This is a genomic window from Nonomuraea corallina (genome assembly GCF_027620315.1).
Classification (GTDB): Bacteria; Actinomycetota; Actinomycetes; order Streptosporangiales; family Streptosporangiaceae; genus Nonomuraea; species Nonomuraea corallina.
The window spans coordinates 17,122-36,071 of record NZ_JAPNNL010000041.1; the positions used below are offsets into that span (position 1 = coordinate 17,122).

21 protein-coding genes, 1 tRNA gene and 1 pseudogene are annotated in these 18,950 nt (G+C 71.4%); 6 read left to right on the top strand and 17 right to left on the bottom strand.

Annotated elements, in window-relative coordinates:
- Positions 1–301: 301 nt before the first annotated feature.
- Positions 302–844: pseudogene (locus OUY22_RS36895) on the top strand (site-specific integrase); the annotation flags it as partial.
- Positions 845–1,029: 185 nt separating this feature from the next.
- On the opposite strand, the gene OUY22_RS13175 reads toward OUY22_RS36895, so the two are convergent.
- Both OUY22_RS13175 and OUY22_RS13180 read right to left on the bottom strand, forming a co-directional pair.
- Positions 1,030–1,103: transfer RNA gene (locus OUY22_RS13175), tRNA-Arg, on the bottom strand.
- Positions 1,104–1,245: 142 nt separating this feature from the next.
- Positions 1,246–2,271 carry an ArsR/SmtB family transcription factor gene (locus OUY22_RS13180; protein WP_270155183.1) on the bottom strand — a complete coding sequence of 342 codons (1,026 nt, stop codon included), beginning with the start codon at positions 2,269–2,271 and terminating at the stop codon, positions 1,246–1,248.
- Positions 2,272–2,433: 162 nt separating this feature from the next.
- Between OUY22_RS13180 and OUY22_RS13185 the strand changes: the two genes are divergently transcribed.
- Positions 2,434–3,423: an endonuclease/exonuclease/phosphatase family protein gene (locus OUY22_RS13185; protein ID WP_270155184.1), complete on the top strand. Its 990-nt coding sequence runs from the start codon at positions 2,434–2,436 to the stop codon at positions 3,421–3,423.
- Between the two features lie 16 nt (positions 3,424–3,439).
- Here the strand turns inward: OUY22_RS13185 and OUY22_RS13190 are convergent, their stop codons facing one another.
- From OUY22_RS13190 to crcB (OUY22_RS13245), 12 genes are all read right to left on the bottom strand, one after another.
- Positions 3,440–4,150 carry a class I SAM-dependent methyltransferase gene (locus OUY22_RS13190; RefSeq protein ID WP_270155185.1) on the bottom strand — a complete coding sequence of 237 codons (711 nt, stop codon included), beginning with the start codon at positions 4,148–4,150 and terminating at the stop codon, positions 3,440–3,442.
- Positions 4,151–4,196: 46 nt separating this feature from the next.
- Complete coding sequence (locus OUY22_RS13195) at positions 4,197–5,057, bottom strand: fumarylacetoacetate hydrolase family protein (RefSeq protein ID WP_270155186.1); 861 nt, start codon at positions 5,055–5,057, stop codon at positions 4,197–4,199.
- A 122-nt stretch (positions 5,058–5,179) separates the two neighbouring features.
- Positions 5,180–6,106: an FUSC family protein gene (locus OUY22_RS13200; protein WP_270155187.1), complete on the bottom strand. Its 927-nt coding sequence runs from the start codon at positions 6,104–6,106 to the stop codon at positions 5,180–5,182.
- A 47-nt stretch (positions 6,107–6,153) separates the two neighbouring features.
- Positions 6,154–7,098: an urease accessory protein UreD gene (locus OUY22_RS13205; protein ID WP_270155188.1), complete on the bottom strand. Its 945-nt coding sequence runs from the start codon at positions 7,096–7,098 to the stop codon at positions 6,154–6,156.
- Positions 7,080–7,757, bottom strand: a complete 678-nt coding sequence (gene ureG / locus OUY22_RS13210) for an urease accessory protein UreG (protein ID WP_270155189.1) — start codon at positions 7,755–7,757, stop codon at positions 7,080–7,082. The genes OUY22_RS13205 and ureG overlap by 19 nt, the downstream gene beginning before the upstream one ends.
- Positions 7,758–7,770: 13 nt before the next feature.
- Entirely contained in the window at positions 7,771–8,442 is a 672-nt protein-coding gene (locus OUY22_RS13215) for an urease accessory protein UreF (RefSeq protein ID WP_270155190.1), read from the bottom strand.
- Entirely contained in the window at positions 8,439–10,163 is a 1,725-nt protein-coding gene (gene ureC, locus OUY22_RS13220; protein ID WP_270155191.1) for an urease subunit alpha, read from the bottom strand. Before ureC ends, OUY22_RS13215 begins: the two co-directional genes overlap by 4 nt.
- Before the next feature lie 5 nt (positions 10,164–10,168).
- The gene (locus OUY22_RS37000; RefSeq protein ID WP_270155192.1) at positions 10,169–10,648 is read right to left on the bottom strand and encodes an urease subunit beta; all 480 of its coding nucleotides are present in this window, start codon (positions 10,646–10,648) and stop codon (positions 10,169–10,171) included.
- 33 nt (positions 10,649–10,681) lie between these two features.
- Positions 10,682–10,987: an urease subunit gamma gene (locus OUY22_RS13230; protein ID WP_270155193.1), complete on the bottom strand. Its 306-nt coding sequence runs from the start codon at positions 10,985–10,987 to the stop codon at positions 10,682–10,684.
- 9 nt (positions 10,988–10,996) lie between these two features.
- The gene (locus OUY22_RS13235) at positions 10,997–11,929 is read right to left on the bottom strand and encodes an urea transporter (RefSeq protein WP_270155194.1); all 933 of its coding nucleotides are present in this window, start codon (positions 11,927–11,929) and stop codon (positions 10,997–10,999) included.
- 141 nt (positions 11,930–12,070) lie between these two features.
- Positions 12,071–12,448, bottom strand: a complete 378-nt coding sequence (gene crcB / locus OUY22_RS13240; protein ID WP_270155195.1) for a fluoride efflux transporter CrcB — start codon at positions 12,446–12,448, stop codon at positions 12,071–12,073.
- On the bottom strand, positions 12,445–12,840 hold the full coding sequence (gene crcB, locus OUY22_RS13245; RefSeq protein WP_270155196.1) for a fluoride efflux transporter CrcB: 396 nt from the start codon (positions 12,838–12,840) through the stop codon (positions 12,445–12,447). The genes crcB (OUY22_RS13240) and crcB (OUY22_RS13245) overlap by 4 nt, the downstream gene beginning before the upstream one ends.
- 399 nt (positions 12,841–13,239) lie before the next feature.
- On the opposite strand from crcB (OUY22_RS13245), the gene OUY22_RS13250 reads away from it, so the two are divergent.
- Entirely contained in the window at positions 13,240–14,139 is a 900-nt protein-coding gene (locus OUY22_RS13250) for a CHRD domain-containing protein (protein ID WP_270155197.1), read from the top strand.
- Positions 14,140–14,151: 12 nt separating this feature from the next.
- Here the strand turns inward: OUY22_RS13250 and OUY22_RS13255 are convergent, their stop codons facing one another.
- The 3 genes from OUY22_RS13255 to OUY22_RS13265 all read right to left on the bottom strand — a co-directional run bounded on the left by OUY22_RS13255 (position 14,152) and on the right by OUY22_RS13265 (position 16,852).
- Positions 14,152–14,565, bottom strand: a complete 414-nt coding sequence (locus OUY22_RS13255) for a sensor histidine kinase (protein WP_270155198.1) — start codon at positions 14,563–14,565, stop codon at positions 14,152–14,154.
- Between the two features lie 462 nt (positions 14,566–15,027).
- Positions 15,028–16,008 (bottom strand): GlxA family transcriptional regulator, encoded by a 981-nt coding sequence (locus OUY22_RS13260; RefSeq protein WP_270155199.1) that lies wholly within the window; start codon positions 16,006–16,008, stop codon positions 15,028–15,030.
- 67 nt (positions 16,009–16,075) lie between these two features.
- The gene (locus OUY22_RS13265; RefSeq protein ID WP_270155200.1) at positions 16,076–16,852 is read right to left on the bottom strand and encodes a hypothetical protein; all 777 of its coding nucleotides are present in this window, start codon (positions 16,850–16,852) and stop codon (positions 16,076–16,078) included.
- 385 nt (positions 16,853–17,237) lie between these two features.
- On the opposite strand from OUY22_RS13265, the gene OUY22_RS13270 reads away from it, so the two are divergent.
- The 3 genes from OUY22_RS13270 to OUY22_RS13280 all read left to right on the top strand — a co-directional run bounded on the left by OUY22_RS13270 (position 17,238) and on the right by OUY22_RS13280 (position 18,938).
- Positions 17,238–17,429: a hypothetical protein gene (locus OUY22_RS13270; protein WP_270155201.1), complete on the top strand. Its 192-nt coding sequence runs from the start codon at positions 17,238–17,240 to the stop codon at positions 17,427–17,429.
- A 16-nt stretch (positions 17,430–17,445) separates the two neighbouring features.
- Positions 17,446–17,622, top strand: a complete 177-nt coding sequence (locus tag OUY22_RS13275; protein WP_270155202.1) for a hypothetical protein — start codon at positions 17,446–17,448, stop codon at positions 17,620–17,622.
- Positions 17,623–17,786: 164 nt separating this feature from the next.
- Positions 17,787–18,938 (top strand): DUF5685 family protein, encoded by a 1,152-nt coding sequence (locus OUY22_RS13280; RefSeq protein WP_270155203.1) that lies wholly within the window; start codon positions 17,787–17,789, stop codon positions 18,936–18,938.
- The last annotated feature ends 12 nt before the right edge of the window (positions 18,939–18,950 follow it).

Here is an 18,950-nt window from a genome sequence, read left to right on the forward strand (position 1 = left end):
GCGAAAGGCGGCACGTCGGCGAAAACCCGCCGGCCCGGCGACGAAGCAGAGGATCAAGGCGACGATCCGCACCGTACTGGCGGATGCGCAGCGTGAGCACCTCGTCGGCTTCAACGCCGCGGCCCTGGTGACGCTGGAGTCGGCTCCCCGGCCGAAGGGGGTCGTGTGGACGGAGGCACGCTGTACGGCTTTCGAGAAGGCGTTCCAGGCGCGGCTCGCGGCGGTGCGGGCCGATCCCGCACTGCCGTCGGTCTCGGCGGTCAGTGTGTGGGGGGCGACGGATCTGCGGCCGTCGCCGGTGATGGTGTGGACGCCGGCCCAACTCGGCGCCTTCCTCGACTATGCGGCCTCCGATCGGCTGTACGCGCTCTATCACTTGATCGCCTTTCGCGGGTTGCGTCGCGGGGAGGCGTGCGGGGCGCGGTGGGTGGATCTCGACTTCGACGATGCCGTGCTGACGGTGGCCAGACAGCTCACGATCGTGGACCGGAAGGTACGGGAAGGGCGTCCGAAGACGGAGAGCAGTGATGCGCCGGTGGCTCTCGACTCGGGGACGCTGGCTGTGCTGCGCGCGCACCACCGGCGGCAACGTAAGGAGCGGCTGGCGTCGGCGGGAGCATGGCTTGAGTCGGGTCGGATCTTCACCCAGGAGGACGGCAGCGAGCTGAAGCCGGACTGGGTGTCGGAGTACTTCGAGCGGCTGGTCTTCGCAGCCGGGCTGCCGCCGATTCGTCTGCATGATCTGCGGCACGGCGCCGCGACCCTGTATCTCGCGGCGGGGAACGACATGAAGACCACGAGCGCGATGATGCGGCACTCGAATCAGGCGATCACGTCGGACACCTATACGAGTGTGCTGCCGGAGCTGGCTCGGATGGCGGCGGAGGCGAGCGCGGCGCTGGTGCCTCGGCGGGTTCGTGTGGGGACCCCGTCCGAAACTGGCGGTCCCCCTTCGGTCCCCCCACGCCGCCTGATCGGCTGCCGGCTTCAGAGCCTCCGAAAACCCGCAGGTCACAGCGGTGATACAGGCGCGCCCTGCAGGATTCGAACCTGCGACCGTCGGATTAGAAGTCCGGTGCTCTATCCAGCTGAGCTAAGGGCGCTCTCGCCTTATTGTGCATGATCTGGCGACCTGCCATGTACACGATTTCCCCCGTGTCCGCCCCTACCCCGTCACGGCGCCCGCGCACCACCCGTCTCGCGTTGCCGCTCCGTCACCCCGGCGTGCAGAGGAGTGGTGCCGGTTCATGGGTGGTCGGCGGTGCCTTCCAGGAGTGCCGTGCCGAGGGAGGTGAGCGTGTGCAGGACGGCGGGGCCGTCGCGGTGGGTGTCGATCAGGCCGGCCTCGCGCAGCACGGTGGTGTGGCGGCTGGCGGCGGCGGGTGAGATCCGCAGCATGCGGGCGAGTTGGGTGGTGGTGGCGCTGCGGCCGAGGGCGTGCAGGACGGCTGATCGGTTCGCGCCCATCAGCGCGGTGAGGTTGGTACGGCGGGTCGCCTCGGGTCGCCACCGGTGCCGTTGGTCGATGGGGTAGATGAGCACGGGCGGGAGGTCGGGGTCGGCGAGGGTGAGCGGGGTTCGCAGGCAGAAGTACGAGGGCACGAGCCGCAGGCCGCGTCCACCGAGGATGAGGTCCTGGTCGATGACGTACTCGGTCTCCAGGACGGGGGGCCGCCAGCGCAGGAGCGGCGCGAACCCGGCGAACAGCCCTTCGACGCCGCCGGTGAGGAGGGCGCGGGCGCGGCTGGCGTGGTCGGCGGCGGTGGCGGAGCCGGCGAGTTCGCGGTAGGGGGCCACGGCCGCTTGGTGGTAGTCGCGCAGGGCCGTTTCCATGCTGGTGAGCGCGGGGGCGCTGCCTTCGGCGATGGGCCGGACCCAGCCGGGCAGGTTCCGGTGGCGGGCGAGTTGGCGCAGTTCGGCGGTCAGGCGGGGTCTGGGGGTGCGGAGCAGCGCGGTCAGGCCGCTTTCCAGCCCGCGGTGTCCTTCGTACGGGGTGAGGAAGTCGGGGAAGTACGGGCCGGCGGGGACGAGCGTGTCGAGCAGGCGGGCGCCGCGCCGCATCCGGGAGGTGGCGGCGGGGTCGGCGTGCAGGTCCTCGTACCAGGGCTGGAAGGCCGGTGAGCGCGCGCGGTCCCGGAGGCGGAACCTGGTGAGGATCATTTCCCAGAGGGGGTCGGGCTCGTCGGCGAGAGTGACGCGGGTGAGGTCCTCAGCGTGGAAATGGATCCTCAGCGTCCCCATTCCGCCCCCGTTGTTGACAGGTCTTGTCATGCGAACGACACCATGGCGGCGATTCGGCAGTCAAGCAGATTTGGGGCATTTGTCAGCTTTTCGGTGGAGCGGAAAGGCCCTTCCACCCGTCCGCCGAAAGGATCACCATGGGGAGGCTCTTCGATCATCACCGTCATTTCCCGACACGTGAAGGAAGTGCACGTGAAAGTCGCGCACCCTCGATCCGTCCGCCGTCTCCCGGCCGCCCTCGCCGCGGCGTTCGCCCTCGTCCTCGCCATGACCTCGCCGGGCGCCGCGAACAGCGTCCGCGGTGAGCAGGCCGATCCCGTCCAGGTCAAGCCGCAGTCCGCGCGGAGCGTCGCCCCCATGGGCGCCAGGGCCGCGGCGCTGACGGCGAACGCCCGCAGCGGCCAGGCCAGATCGGCTCGCCCCGGAGGGGCGGCCAGGACGCAGGCCGCCCGGTCGTTCCACGCGCTCCAGCTCAACCTGTGCAACAGCGGCAAGGCCAAGTGCTACGCCGGCGGCCGGGCGATCTACGAGGGCGGCGACCTGATCTACCACCTCGCCCCCGACCTGGTGACGCTGAACGAGATCTGCTCGATCGACCTGCCGAACTACCTCCAGCCGTCACTCGCCGAGGCCTGGCCCGACGACTGGACCTATTACGTCTTCTACCCGGCGCTCGACAAGCCGACGGGCAACCCGATCACCTGCACGAACGGCGGCACGTTCGGCAACGCCGTGCTCGGCCGGGTCCCGGCGGGCCTGTGGCAGGGGGCGAACGGCTGGGTCGGCGCGTACCCGACCCAGGACAGCGGCAACGAGGTGCGCACGTTCGCCTGCGCGTACGCGGTGGGCGACCACCTGGCCTGCGCCACCCACCTCAGCGCGAACAGCGAGCCGATCGCGCTGGCCCAGTGCAAGGCCCTGACGTTCGACGCGGTGCCGTACATCAGGTCCCAGGAGGGGATCTCCGGCAAGACCGTCGTCGGCGGCGACTTCAACCTGGAGTACGACACCTCCGACCCGGAGAACGCGCAGAACTGCGTACCGGGCGGCAACACCCGCAAGGGCGACGGGGACGTGCAGCACGTCATCTTCAGCAACGACTTCTCGTTCGTCAGCCGGAGCACGTACGGGCTGTCCTACAGCGACCATGACGGCATGCTGATCCGGCTCACCAAGCCGTGACCGTCGCCGCGGCGCGCTAGGTCCTGCGCGCGAGGACGAGCCGGCACCGCGGGCCGCCGTCCTCGCGCCGGCCCAGCGCCGTCAGGGGGACGGTCGTCACGCTGAAGCCGGCCGCCTCCAGGTCGTCGCGGACCGCGCTGAGCGGGCAGGTGCCGTAGTACATGACGAACGGCGGGCGCCACACGGCGTTGCGCACCCGCATGACCGCGTCGAAGCCGAGCAGCGCCCAGTAGCGGGCCGAGGTGACGGGCGGCGGCGCGCCGATGGGGAAGGCGAACAGGCCGCCCGGCCGCAGCGCGCGGTGCACCTCGGAGAAGAGGGCGAGCCGCTCGGCGGGCAGGAAGTGCCCGAGCGCGCCGAAGCTGACCGCGAGGTCGAAGGCGCCGGCGAAGGGCAGGGCGCGGACGTCGGCCTGGACCCACCCGGCGTCGGGGTGCGCCGCGCGGGCCCGCGCGAGCATGCCCGCGCTGAAGTCGACGCCGGTGGTCGCCTCCCGGCACAGCGGCGTGAGGACCCGCATCGCCGCGCCGGTGCCGCAGCACACGTCCAGCCCTCGCCCGAACGGCCCGAGCGGACGCAGCGCGTCGGCGGTCGCGTCGAGGATGACGTCGGGGGTCCGGAAGGGCGTGTGGTCGAACGTCGGGGCGAGCAGGTCGTAGCCGCGCTCGACCGACGACAGCGCCTGGACCATCAGTTCGCGCAGAGACGGACCCCGGGGCGAGAACACCGGCCCAGGTTACTCTTCCCGGCTCCGGTCAGCACCAGAGCGCGCGCTAGCGGGGTCCCACGACCCGCTGGCGCTGCCTGCCGAGGCCGTCGATGCCGAGTTCGACGACGTCACCGGGGCGGAGCCAGATCTGCGGGTCGTGGCCCATGCCGACGCCGGGCGGGGTGCCGGTGTTGATCAGGTCGCCGGGTTCCAGGACCATGAACTGGCTCAGGTAGTGCACGATGACGTACGGGTCGAAGATCATGGTCTTGGTGGTGCCGGTCTGGCGGCGTACGCCGTTGACGTCCAGCCACATGCCGAGATCGCGCACGTCGGGGATCTCGTCGGGGGTGACCAGCCACGGCCCGGCGGGGTTGAACGTCTCGGCGGACTTGCCCTTGCTCCACTGGCCGCCGCGCTCCATCTGGAAGGCGCGTTCGCTGACGTCGTTGACGACGCAGTAGCCCGCGATGGCGTCGCGGGCCTCCTCGGCGGAGCCGAGGTAGGAGGTGCGGCGGCCGATCACGACGCCGAGCTCGACCTCCCAGTCGGTCTTGGTGGCGCCGCGCGGGATGCGCACGTCGTCGTACGGGCCGACGAGGGTGTTGGGCGACTTGGTGAACAGGATCGGCTCGTCGGGCACCGGCTGGCCGGTCTCGGCGGCGTGGTCGCGGTAGTTGAGTCCGATGCAGAGGATCTGGTGCGGGCGGGCGATGGGGGCGCCGATCCGCTCCCCCGCGAACGCGCGCGCCTCGCCCCCGGCCACGCGGTCGGTCAGCAGGGCGGTCAGCGGGGCGGCGCCGCCCGCGGCGAAGAACCGCTCGTCGAAGTCGGGGGTGACGTCGGAGACGTCGATGTAGTGGGTCTCGTCCACGCGGACCACGGGCTTCTCGGCGCCGGGCGCGCCGATGCGCATGAGCTGCACTGATCGCTCCGTCAGTTAGGGGGTCGCGCCGGAGAGGCCGGCACGCGGGCCTCCGCTCGGCCGCGCCCCCGCATGCTAGATCGTCGTCCCGGGGATGAGAAGGCCCGGCCGGCGCGGGTCCGTCAGAAGGAGGAGGTGCCGGCGGGAGCCGCCGGGTCCGGCCACAGGTAGCGGACGGCCAGGATCGCGGCGAGCCCTCCGGCGACGTTCATGGCCAGCCTGACGATGGACGCGGTCCACGGCTCCGGATGGCCGAAGTCGGCGAGCAGCAGGACCATGACGGGCATCCAGATCGACCAGTAGGCGTAGTTCGCCGCCCGGTACGTGTGGGCCAGCGCCCCGGCGGCGCCCACGCAGAAGGCGGTCACCAGCGTGGACGGGTGGCTGATCAGGATGAGAGCCGCCAGCGCGCTGCCGACCATGCCGCCCAGCATCCGCTGGGCGTAGCGGGTGCCCATGCCCGCCGGCGTGGGCCGCAGCGTGACGAGGATGGCGGTGACGACCCAGTGCCCCCCGGAGACGCGCATCCCGAGCAGAGCCATGATCGACATGGACACACCGACCAGCAGGCCGAGCCGCCCGGCGTGGCGGGCCCGGGTGGCGAGGCTCAGGCGTGACGGCGGGACGCTGACCGACAGCCGGCCCAGGAGCAGGACGGCGAGCGCGGCCCACACCGCCCCGATGAGCTGGGCCAGGCCGGGCACGCCGACGCCCGGGTCGTCCATGATGCCGACGAACAGGCAGGCGAGCGCGCCCGTGGTACCCAGGACCGGCCAGAACGCCCCGGCGACGGCCGCCGCGGTCACGCCGGCCGCCACGAGCCACGGCTGCGCGGCGACGAGCCAGACGAACACCCCCGCCGCGGTGACGGCCGCCCCCCGCACGAGCATGAGCAGGCGCAGCGGGTACGGCGACGGGAACAGCATGAGCGTGGCCGACAACGTCACCGCCGCGCCCAGCGAGGTCCGGCCCAGCCCGGCGCCCACCAGCAGCGGCACCACCATCAGCACGCCGGCCGTCAACCCGGCCGGGACGTCCGGCTTGCCCACCGGCCGGAGCAGTTCCCATAGCCGCTCGGCCCATCTGGCGGCGATGTTCAGGGTTTGCGCCTGTCGGGCGCCGGGCTGCCGATGATCGCCCTTCTGACGGCGTCCCACAGCCGGTTCAGGGTGGTGATGACCTGCGGCGACTCAGGGCCGAGCAGTCTCACCCAGGCGCCCGCCCGGTTCGGCAGCGTGCTGGCCCCGCCCGTGAGCCCGCCGGCGGCCACCACCCGGTGCATCGTGTCCGCCAGTTCGGCGGCGTCCACCGCGGACGTGATCACGTACAGGGTGGAGAGCACGCCGTGGTCGCCGAACACGGCCGGGCCGGTGACCGGCGTCAGGGCGGGCACGAGCCTGATCGGGTCGGCGAACAGCAGCTCGCCGCCGGGGCGGCGGACCTCCAGGTCGCTGCAGTAGGCGGTGTAGTCGTGCCGTTCGCCGCGGGCCAGCCGCCCGGCCAGCATGGTCTCGGCGAGGATCACGGTGGCGGTGGGGTCGAGCGTGACCTCGGTGCGCTGGTAGAAGCGCGACTCGGCGAACGGGATCACCGCGTCCGGCAGATACTCGACGTAGCCGCCGGGACCCGCCGTGATGGTGACGAGCTGACTGGCGTAGTCCTGCTCCATCCGGAAGATCTTGGTGGCGGCCTGCGTCATCACGTGCACCGCCGCGTCCGCGCCGCAGTTCAGGTCGATCCGGTAGCGGTCGCCCTGCAGCGCTCCGGCGCCCGCGGCCATGACGATCACATACGGCATGTCCGGGCGGGCCGGGTCGTAGTAGAGCGGCCGCATGATCTGCAGCGGCGTCTTCTGGTAGTGGGCCGTCATCTCGGTGCGGCCGCCGCGCCGTTCGAAGGCCAGGTCGAGCAGGCCGACCTTGCCCGGGCTGCCGACCGGGAGCCCCGTGTAGGGGCCCTCGGCGTAGCGGGCCACGGCGTGCGGGATCGACGTGATCGTGTAGTGGCCGGCCGCCAGCCGGTCTACGCGGTCGGCGAGCATACCGGCCTGCGGCCGGCGATGAAGTCGGCGACCGCCTCCACCCCGGTGCCCTTCAGCGAGTCGGTGAGGATCACCGGGCGTCCCTCCCTGACGCGGTCGGCGTCGCGGGCCATCACCTCCAGGTCGGCGCGCACGTACGGGGCGATGTCGATCTTGTTGATGACCAGCAGGTCCGAGTTCGTGATGCCCGGTCCGCGCTTGCGCGGCATCTTGTCGCCCTCGCCGGTGTCCAGGACGAACACGTACACGTCGGCCAGGGCCGGGCTGAAGGTGAGCGTGAGGTTGTCACCGCCGCTCTCGTACAGCAGCGTGTCGATGTCGGTGAAGCGCTGGATCAGCTCGGCGCCGGCGGCGAGGTTCATCGTCGGGTCGTCGCGGACGGCGGTGTGCGGGCAGGAGCCGGTCTCGACGCCCACGATCCGCTCCGGCTCCAGGACGCCGTGGAGCGTGCGCTTGACGTGGTCGGCGTCCTCCTGCGTGTAGATGTCGTTGGTGACGACGCCGACGCTGTGACCCCGCTCGATCAGGATGGGGACCAGGGCCTCGATCAGGGCCGTCTTGCCGGAGCCGACGGGGCCGCCGACGCCGACCTTGAACACGCCCTCCAGCTCGGGCCGCACGGCGGGGTGGGCGTCGTGATGGTGGTGGTGATGGTCCATGTCGTGCTGCCTTTCAGGTGGTGAACAGCCGGGCCTCCGCCCGTTCGTGGACGGCGCTCATCGTGTCCGCGACCGGGGCGGCGGCGTGCAGGTCGTACGGGCCCGCGGCGGCCAGCGCCTGCGCCGCGGCCCGCTCGATCGCGCCCGCCGCGGCGTACAGCGTGGCCTGCGCCTGCCGGAAGTCGAGCCGGCCGAGGCGGACGGCGGCGCTGACCCAGCTCGCGGCGAACGCGTACAGGTCGGCCGTCACCGCGCCCTCCACCGGCACGCCGAGCCCGGCGTGCGCGGCCCCGAGGACGACGGCGTGGTTGCCCGGCGTGCGGCCGGTCTCGACCAGTTCGGCGAGCCGGGCGAGTTCCGGGGTGCGGAAGACCAGGGCCGCCGTGCGCAGGACCTGGTTACCGGTCCTGGTGGCGGCGGCCCGGATCTCCCGGTTGAGTTTGATCGCGTGCAGCCGCCGGTCGGTCTCCACGACCGCGTCCCAGTCGCCGGCCGACACCGCCCGGTGGGTGAGCACCAGGGCGGTGGCGTCGCCGGGGCCCGCCGCGTGCAGCAGCACGTCCTCCAGCAGCTCGCCGACGTCGACCGGCCCGGCCTGCGTGTACGCCTCCAGTCCGTGGGACAGCGTGTACAGGCCGCCGGGGAAGGCCGAGTCGGCGAGCTGGAGCTGGGCGAGCAGGCTCATGCCAGGAAGAACAGCTGGTTCAGCGGCAGCTCCCTGGCCGGCTCGATCGTCGCGTGCTCGCCGTTGACCATGACCTTGAACGTCTCCGGGTCCACGGTGATCCTGGGCAGCGCCGAGTTGCGCACCATGTGCCGTTTGTCGACCGTACGGGTGTGGCGGACCTTGGCGATCAGCCGCTGCAGGCCGAGCCGTTCCGGCACCCCGGCGGCGATCGCGGCGTCCGGCAGGAAGGTCACGTTGCACTTGCGCTGCGCCATGCCCATCGCGCCGAACATCGGCCGGTAGTAGACGGGCTGCGGCGTGGGCAGCGAGGCGTTCGGGTCGCCCATCTGCGCCCAGTTGATCAGCCCGCCCTTGATCACGAGCGCGGGCTTGGCGCCGAACGAGGTGAACGGCCAGAGCACGATGTCGGCCAGCTTGCCGTCCTCCAGCGAGCCCACGGTCTCGGCGATGCCCACGGTCCTGGCCGGGTTGATGGTCAGCTTGGCGAGGTAGCGCAGCACCCGGAAGTTGTCGTTGCGCTCGGAGTCCTCCGGCAGCTTGCCGCGCTGGTCCTTGTTGTGGTGCGCGGTCTGGAAGGCGCGGGTGAAGGTCTCGCCGACGCGGCCCATGGCCTGGGAGTCGGAGGAGAACATGCTGATCACGCCCATGTCCTGCAGCACCGTCTCGGCGGCGATGGTCTCCGCGCGCACCCGGCTGTCGGCGAAGGACACGTCCTCGGGGATGTCGTGGCTGAGGTGGTGGCAGACCATCACCATGTCGAGCAGCTCGTCCACCGAGTTGATCGTGTACGGCAGCGTCGGGTTCGTCGAGGACGGCAGCGCGTTCGGCTCTCCGGCGATGCGGATCAGGTCGGGCGCGTGCCCGCCGCCCGCGCCCTCGGTGTGGAAGGTGTGGATGGCCCGGCCGTTGATGGCGCTGATCGTGTCCTCGAGGTAGCCGGCCTCGTTGAGGCTGTCGGAGTGCAGCGCCACCTGGACGTCGAAGTCGTCGGCCACCCGCAGCGCGCAGTCCACCACGGACGGGGTGGATCCCCAGTCCTCGTGCACCTTCAGCACGCACGCCCCGGCCTCGATCTGCTCGGCCAGCACGGCGGGCAGGCTCGAGTTGCCCTTGGCCATGATGCCGATGTTGATGGGCAGCCCTTCGACGGACTGGAGGATCCGGCCGATGTTCCACGGGCCCGGCGTGCAGGTCGTGCCGCGGGTGCCGTCGGTGGGGCCGGTGCCTCCGCCGATCAGCGTGGTGATGCCGTTGGTGAGGGCGTGCTGGGCCTGCTGCGGCGTGATCAGGTGGACGTGCGGGTCGATGGCGCCCGGCGTGGCGATCATGTTCTCGCCCGCCAGCACCTCGGTGCCCGCGCTGATCACCAGCCGGCGGTCCACGCCGTTCTGGGTGTGCGGGTTGCCGGACTTGCCGATGCCGACGATCTTGCCGTCCTTGATGCCGATGTCGCCCTTGACGACGCCGAGGATCGGGTCCAGCACGACCACGTTGGTGATCACCAGGTCGAGTGCGATGGTGGCGTTCTGCGAGAGCGGGTCGGACGACATGCCGTCGCGGATGGTCTTGCCGCCGCCGTAGACGGCCTCGTCGCCGTAGTGGCCGGCCGTATGGTCCTTCTCGATCTCGATCACCAGGTTGGTGTCGGCCAGGCGGACCCGGTCGCCCACCGTCGGGCCGAACATGCTCCCGTACTGCTCGCGGCTCATCGTGGCCATCGGTGTCAGCCCTTCTTCTTGCTGGGAGACTTCTTGGATCCGGCCGGCTTCTCCGCCTTGCCGGCCTTGCCCGCCTTGCCGCCGCCGGGCGGCTGGACGGTGGCCGACGGCTCCGGCTCGTTGGCGTAGCCCAGCTCCTCCAGCAGCCGCGTCGCGCGGATGTGCGCGTCGCGGGTCCGCAGGCCGCCGTTGACCAGGCCCCCGAAGCCGACGACGCGCAGGCCGCCGCCGTACTCGACCAGATCGACCTGGTGGGTGTCGCCCGGCTCGACGCGGACCGCGGTGCCCGCCGGGATGTCCAGGTGCATGCCGTACGCCTTCTCACGGTCGAAGCTGAGCGCCCGGTTGGCTTCGAAGAAGTGGAAGTGCGAGCCGACCTGGATGGCCCGGTCGCCGGTGTTGCGCACGGTCAGCCTGACCGTCCGCCGCCCGGCGTTGATCTCGATCGAGCCGTCGGCGTAGACGACCCTGTCCGTGTCCGTCATGACGAACCGGTCCTTTCTGGTCTGGTGGCGAGGTCAGCCGCCGATGGGGTCGTGGCAGGAAACGAGCTTGGAGCCGTCCTTGAACGACGCCTCGACCTGCATCAGCTTGAGCATTTCGCGCACGCCGGGCATGACGTCTCCGGCGTCGAGGACGTTCTTGCCGAGCTCCATGCACTCGGCGACGGTCTTGCCCTCGCGGGCCGCCTCCAGGACGGCGGCGCTGATCAGAGCCACCGCCTCGCTGTAGTTCAGCTTGAGACCGCGTTCGCGCCGCTTGGACGCCAGGTCGGCGACCACGTAGATCAACAGCTTGTCGAGTTCACGTGGGGCTAGGTTCATCAGCTCTCCTTAGGTGGGACTGCGCCGCAGGCCGGAGAACGCCGGCACTGCCGCGAGGAAGATCCAGGTGGCGATGACGAAGGGCCAGGTCAGGGTGTGTCCGCCGACGGGCTCGAAGAAGTCGGTGACGAACGCCGTGAGCACGGTCGCCGACACCGCCCCGGCCACCGCGTACAGCACGCCGAGCCGGGACAGGACGACGAACGTCCCGGTCAGGGCGATGCCGGTGAGCACCGCGTTGTAGCCGTACAGTCCGGCGCCGATGTCGGCGGCGGGCGCGCCGAGCACGATCGCCACCACGATGCCGATGGCGCTGGAGAGCAGCGCGGCCAGGGCCACGAGCCGGCCGCCGAACCACAGGCCGATCAGGAAGATGAGTCCGACGTACCACTTGCCCTGGAAGAACACCTGGCCGATCCCGTTGAACAGGCCCTGCCACAGGTCGGTGAACGTCAGCTCGCGCCCCGGGTAGGCGGCCGACGGCGGCGGCGCCATGCTGCGCCCGCGCCAGATCCGCTCGAACACCGGGGCGCCGATCACCAGGAAGGTGGTGACCGCGCAGAACGGCGCGGTGAAGGTCGGTAGGTTGTACGGGGCCAGCAGCGCGACGAGCGCCGAGGTCAGCACGCTTCCCATGATCGAGCCGATGATCACCAGCAGCACGGTGATCCAGTGGACGTCGAAGTACAGCACGAGCGCGACGCCGATCAGCGTCCCGTTGAAACCCTCCAGCCCGCCGGTCACCCGATCGGACGACACGCCGAGCACCACGGCGGTGAGCGTGGCCACGGCGGCGCCGAGCAGGCCGAAGACCCCGAACTGCCAGCCTCCGACGAACAGCGCGACGATGAAGCAGAGAGCCGTCCGGTAATCGGTCTGGAAATCGACCTGGCTGACACCACGGGCTATCGCGGGCGGCAGCTCGGCTGCCTTGACATTCACATGCCCGCCCCTGTCTTTCCGGTTCGAATGATGCGACGAGCGGCAACATTCCCCGGCGAGTCCCTGCTAAAGCGCAAATACCATTTAGCAGGACAACCATAAGAAAAGTCGCCCATTAAATGATGATTTCTATAACCACGATCATCCCGCCACAGCCCTGCCGAGCAGGTAGCACAGGCTCACCGCGGCGAGACCCGCCACGAGGTTCATGCCGATGTTGACCAGCGCCTTGCCGGTCGATCCGGCTGTGAGCAGCTTGTACGTGTCGGTGCTGAACGTGCTGAACGTGGTGAGCGCGCCGCAGAAGCCGGTGCCGATCAGCGACAGCACGGTGTGGGAGAGCGCGTCGACCGACGACAGCCCCATCAGGAAGCCGAGGATGGCCGAGCCGAGGACGTTGACGGTGAGCGTCCCCCACGGCAGGGCCGAGCCGAACCTCTTCTTGACGGACGAGTCGACCAGCCAGCGGGTCGGGGCGCCGGCCAGGCCGCCGATGAAGACGACCAGGACAGTGATCATTTCCGGCTCCCCGCGATCGACATGCCGACCCGGACGGCCAGGAGTCCCAGCACGACGCTGAGCACCAGATAGACGGCGGCCCAGCCGGGCGTGCCGTCCACGGTCAGCTCGCGCACCCCGTCGACGTAGTGCGAGAACGTGGTGAAGCCGCCCAGGAACCCGGTGCCGAGCAGCATCTTCACCGGCTGCCGGTGCAGCGGGTGCCGGGTCAGCTCGGCGGTGAGCAGGCCCATCAGCAGGCAGCCCAGGGTGTTGACGATCAGCGTCGGCCACGGCAGCGGGTGGGACGCCCCCAGCAGCGCCTCGGTGAGCAGGTACCGGGCGACCGCGCCGATGCCGCCGCCGACCCCGACGAAGGCCAGGGCGCGGCCCATCCGCGGCGTGTCAGCCATCACTCCTCCTTGCCGGACCGGGGTGCCGGAGCCCGCCCCGGGTCTCCCGCGTCCGCGGGAACCGGTGGACGACCTTGCCGATCACCGAGCCGTCCGATCGAGGCGAAGCCCCTCTCCTGGAGTGATCGGCGAAGCCCTTCTCAAAACCGGTAATGGCCTCCTTTTTGGCCTTGCACTCCAAAATTAGACTTCGGGCGGAAAGTCGGAGATGGAAATATCGATAGCGGAAAATGACTGGCGCATGACGGTTCCGCAATTCCCTCAGCTGCGGCACAGCCTCCTCGCCCGGGAACCCCGCCGGACGATCTCCGGCGAGTGCGTACTTTTCCTCACTCCGGCGGTTGAACTCCGCGGCGCGGCGGGCCGTACCACGCCACAGAGACCACCGAAAGGGTCAAGATGGACAAGCGCACCCTCGTGATTCCCGGCCTGGCCGCCGCCACCGCTCTGATCGCCGCCTCGCTCAGCCCGGTGACGGCCCAGGCCGTCACCCCCGTCTACCTGGCCGCGGCGCTCACCGGCGCCAACGAGGTGCCGGGCCGGGGCGCGAAGGCCGGCGACCCCGACGGCCGCGCCCTCGCGGTGTTCAGGATCCACGGCCGTCGCGTCGACTACGCCATCAGATGGCACAAGCTGGGCGCGCCCAGCGGGTTCCACATCCATCGGGGACGGGCGGGCGAGAACGGCGAGGTCAAGGTGCCGTTCTTCGGCCAGGCCCTGCCGGCCGGCCTGCACGCCGTCAAGGGCACGGTCCGGGTCGCGGACCTCCAACTGCTCCACCGCATCGCCGCCAACCCCGGCAACTGGTACGCCAACCTGCACAACGCCGACCACGCCGCCGGGGCGGTGCGGGCCCAGCTGTACCGGATCCGCCCGGTGGAGCTGGAGTCGGTGCTGGCGCACGGGTTCGGCAGGACGCTCACCACGCGGGCCGACGGCCGCCAGGAGGTGGCGGCGCCCGGGACCAAGGTGGGCGACCGCGACGGGCGGGCCGGATGGCTGGTGCAGCCGCAGGGCAGGCGCGTCTGGTTCGCCACCGCGTGGAAGCGGATCGGCGCGCCGGTCGCCGCGCACGTCCACCGCGCGCCCAAGGGCAGGAACGGGCCCGTCGCCGTGCCCTTCTTCGAGGCCAAGAAGGGCCTGCCGCCCGGCGTCAACGGCGTCGCGGGCAGCGCGCCGGCCGCCCCCGCGCTGAGCCGCCGCATCTGGAACAACCCGAAGAACTGGTACGTCAACCTGCACACCAAGCAGTTCCCCGGCGGCGCGGTCCGCGGCCAGCTCTACCGCGGTGACTGGTGAACCGCCGCCGCGTCAGCCCTTCTTCCGTGACCCGCGCGGGATGACGCCGCTCACCGTCGTGCCCTCCTGCGGCACGCTGTTGACGGTGAGCGAGCCGCCCATGGCCGCGAACGCCGCGCGGCCCGCCGCCAGGCGCGCCTCCAGCCCCGCCACCGGCATCCCCGCGCCGTCGTCGCTGACCGTCAGGCGCACACGGGCCGGGCTCACGGTCAGGGCGATCGCGACCCTACGGGCCAGCCCGTGCTGTTCCAACTCCGCCAGTACGGCGCGGATCACCGGCCGCACGACCGCGTCGACGTCCGCGGGCAGGCCGTCATCGGGGAGCGCCCACGTCTCCACCGCTATGCCGCTCAACGACGCCCAGCGGGCCAGTTCGTCCTCCAGGCAGACCGACGTCGACTCGAGCGATGGGTCGGTAGGCACCATGAAATATCACCTTTTCTTATCCCCGTTGCGTGAACCGTACTTGGTTCTGGACCGGATGTGTCCCAGGACGCCGGAGATCGCGGCCCCTCGCGCCGGCCCGACCGGGCCCGCGGGCCCGGAGGACGGGCGTCCCGCCCGTCCGGAACACCGGTCCCGTGCCGGAGGGACGCGGCGTGTGACACGCTGACGGCGTGTCCGATCCCGCCGCCGACGGCCACCCCCCGCCCACGGGCGTCATCCCGTACGGCCTGCTGGCGCTCCTGGCCCGCGTTCCTGCTCAACGCGCTGTCCTTCGGGTCCGCCACGCACGACGATTTCCCGGTGACCATGGTGGCGCAGCTCTCCGGCGGCTCCACCGTCTCGGTGTGGGTCAGCGCGGCCGTACTGCTCGGCGCGCACACGCTCCTCGGCGTCCGGCCCGCCGCCCGTCCCGAGCTGTGAACCTCCCCCTGGAGAGAGCGGTCAGGCGGGGGCGCGCTCCGTCGCGGAGGACTGGGTCATCCGGTAGTGCGAGGGCGGCACCCCGTAGCGGTCGACGAACGCCTGGCGCAGCGTCTCGGCGGTGCCGAAGCCGCACCGGGCCGCCACCACGGCCACCGGCAGGGACGTGGAGGCCAGCAGGTGGGCCGCGGCCTCGGTCCGGGCGTGCCGGATGAACCTGCCGGGGGTGAGGCCCGCGTGCTTGAGGAACAGCCTGGTCAGGTGACGGTCGCTCACCCCCGCGCCGGCGGCCAGGGTGGACGTGGTCAGATCACCGGCGAGGTTGGCGACGATGTGGCGCATGACCCGTTCGACCAGGCTGTTGTCGGGTGGGGGCGCGGCGGTGAACATGCTCATCTGGGCCTGGTTGCCGGGCCGCTGCAGGTAGGTGACCAGATGGCGGGCGACCCCCCGGGCCACCTCGGGGCCGTGGTCCTCCTCGATGAAGGCGAGGGTGAGGTCGATGGCGCTGGTCACCCCGGCCGAGGTGGCGACCTCGCCGTCGCGGATGAAGATGGGGTCGGGGTCCACCTGGATCTTCGGGTACTTGGTGGCCAGATGCGGCGCCCACTCCCAGTGGGTGGTGGCCCGCCGACCGTCGAGCAGGCCCGCCTCGGCCAGGATCTCCGCCCCGGTGCAGACCGACGCGACGCGGCGGCTCTCCCTGGCCAGACGGCGGACGTGCGCGATGATCAGCGGGTTGTCGGCCGCCGCCATGCACCCGATGCCGCCGGAGACGACGAGCGTGTCGAGCGGGCCTCTCAGGTGTTCGAGGGCCTCGTGGGCCTGCAAGGTCAGGCCGCTGGCGCAGGTGATGGGGTGTCCGCCGAGGGTGGCCAGGACCATCTCGTAGGCGGGGTTCGCCCCGCGCCAGTTCGCGCTCTGCAGCGCGGACGTCACGCAGGCGATGTCGAGTAACTGCGCGGCGGGATAACCGACGACGACGACACGGCGCTCGGGCATGCCTCGACTGTACGGCGTACCCGGGGAACGGGCACGCGACGTCGGCCGTCAGCGTGGGACGCGGGCGTCAGGGGCCGGTTTCGGGCAGGGGCTGGGGGCGGACGGGCGCGGGGAGCAGCTTGCCGAACGGGACGGAGCGCAGCGCCCGGAGCCGTTCGGCCGCGCCCGGGTGGCCGTGGTCGGCGGCGAGCTTGTAGTAGAACCTGGCGATGTCGTGCTTGGTCGTGCTCTCCCGCTCGTACGCCTGGCCGTAGCCGAAGGCCAGGTCAGCCGCCAGCGTCAACGGGGGCTGATCACCGGCGAAGGACTCGGCGCCGGGATGGCGGCGGCGGACCGCGATGTGGGCCCAGTACCGGGACGCGGCGACCTCGCCCGCCAGCGCGTGCACGATCGCCAGCCGGAAGGCAGGCTCGGAGCCGCCCTCGGCCGCCCGGCGCACCAGGTACGCGACGGTTCTGGAGGTGCGCCGCTCGGCCTCGTCGGCGGGCGTCCGGTAGAGGTCGAACGAGCCGGTCACCTGTGGCCCCGGCTGCTCGCTCCTCGCGGCGGCCCAGCGGCTCTGCCATTGCTCCAGCGTGCCGAGGCGGTCCACCGGCAGACCCGTCTGCGCGGCGTGGCGATGACACACCATCACGAAGGAGGCGACCAGCTTCCAGTCGGGGAGGCGTTCCCGCTTGCAGTTGAGGATGTCGCTGAGCGTGCTGGCGGGCAGCTCCTTGGGGACGTCCAGTGCGCGTGACAACAGGTTCATCTCGGAATAGCTCGGCTGGCCGGCCGATTCTCGCAGCTCTTTGAGCTGGGCAATGAAGGCGGCGTGGAACTTGCCCGCAGGGGTTTCGGTCATCGTCCTTGGAAGTGTCGGCGACAGATGTCGCCATATTTACAGAAAAAATCCCCCAGCTTGGATGGTTCTCCCATTTCCATCTCGTCCGGTATCAGTTGCCACTCCAGGGGGTACCCGGCTCAGCGGTCCCAGCGCGGTCCCGGCCCTGAATCCGCTGATCATGCCGGTGCCGGTGCGGGGTGCGCGCGCCTTGGACGGCGCGTTTCCCGGCAAATCCGGAAAAATCCGGATGAGATCGTAAGATCGCGCATCGCCTTTCCCCCGTCGGCGCCTTTTTCCGATCTTCTCCGGCCTCGTCCGAACCCGTTTGAGCCGCTGGCCCGGCCCCTCCCCGGCCCGCCACGGTGAGGACGTTCACCGCCGTTCCAGGAAAGGCCGTCGCCCCATGACGTTGTTCACGGCTCGCCCGCCGAGTTTCGCGTACCGTGCCGACGCCCCCTGCCCGGCGGACGAGCACCTGCTGATCACGCTCCTGACGACCTGGGTGCTCGCGACCGGGCGCACGCCGCCCGCCGCGCGCCCGGAAGACCTGACCCCCGACGAACTCATCGACTTCTGGGCCGACGACCGCGCCTGAATGGGAAGAGGACCCCATGTTCACCACCTGTCAGCTGCTCACGCTCACTCTGGCGATCCTGATCGCCGCGATCACCTGCGCGCTCGTCCTGGCCACCGGCGCCGCGTGGCCGGGCGCCCTGCTCAGCGGCGGCGGCGCCGGCGCGGCCACCCTGGCGGCCCTGCCCCGGCTGCTGAAGCGGCATGACCCGTAGTGAGCCCCTACCGCTGGAAATCGCGGTCGCGACCGTCGTCCCCCTGCGCCGGGATTCCTGGTCCGTACGGGACTGAACGATCCGGGCATCGGCCGTGCGGAATAGACGAGCCGCACGGCGCTCGGGTGCTACGGTTGGCCCGCCATACACGTAAAAGGGGACATATGTTCGGCATCGTCCGCCCATGTCGGCACGTCATGTGCAAGGGCCTCTTCGCGGACTGGATGGGGCATCTGTGCGGGCTCTGTCTGGCCCTGCGCGACGAGCACGGGCACCTGTCCCGCGTGGTGACGAACTACGACGGCCTGCTCGTGTCCGTGCTCACCGAGGCCCAGTCCCCGGCGTCCGCGCCCCGCCGGCGGGCGGGCGCGTGCGCGCTGCGCGGGTTCAGGGGCGCCGACGTGGTGGAGGCGGAAGGGGTGCGGCTGGCGGCCTCGGTGTCGCTGCTCCTGGCTGCGGGCAAGGTACGCGACCACGTGGCGGACCGGGACGGCGTGTACGCCCGGCGGCCGGTGGCGGCCGGCGCGGGCCGCCTCGCGCGCCGCTGGTACTCGGCCGGGACCGCCACGGCCGTCACGCTGGGGTTCGACCCGGCCCCGTTGACGCGGGCGGCCCACCGGCAGGCGGTCCTGGAACGATCCCCTGCCGGGACGACGGCGCTGCGGGAACTGACGGCGCCGACCGAGGACGCCGTGGCCGCCGCCTTCGCGCACACCGCGGTGCTCACGGGCAAGCCGCACAACCGGGAGGCGCTGGAGACGGCCGGGCGCGAGTTCGGCAGGCTGGCCCACCTGATCGACGCGGTGGAGGACGTGGCCGCCGACACGGCGTCCGGCGCGTACAACCCGCTGACCGCCACCGGCACCGGGCTGGACGAGGCACGCCGGCACTGCGACGACGCGGCGGCCAGGCTCGGCGCGGCCGTGGACGAACTGGACCTGGCACGTCCCGGCCTGGCGCGCGCCCTCCTGGTCAGGGAGACCGGCAGGGCGGTCTCCCGCGCCTTCGCGACCGCCGGCCCCCACGGCGACCGGCGGGCGCCGGAGGCTCCGCCCGGCGACCCCGGTCATCCCGGCGCGCCGCCCGGGAAACGGCCGCCGAAGCGGGACCCCGGCGGGCTGCTGTCGTTCGCCTGCGCCGCCCTGACCTGCTGCACGTGCGGCCTGTACCGGCCGCCGTGGGACGAGGAGCACGGGAACTCGTGCTGCCAGCGCTTCGACTGCTCGGGCTGGGATCCCTGCAGCAGCTGCGGCGAGTGCTGCAACTGCTGTAGCTGCTGCAACTGCTCCGGCGACGGGTGCTGCTGCGACTGCTGACTCGCCGGTACG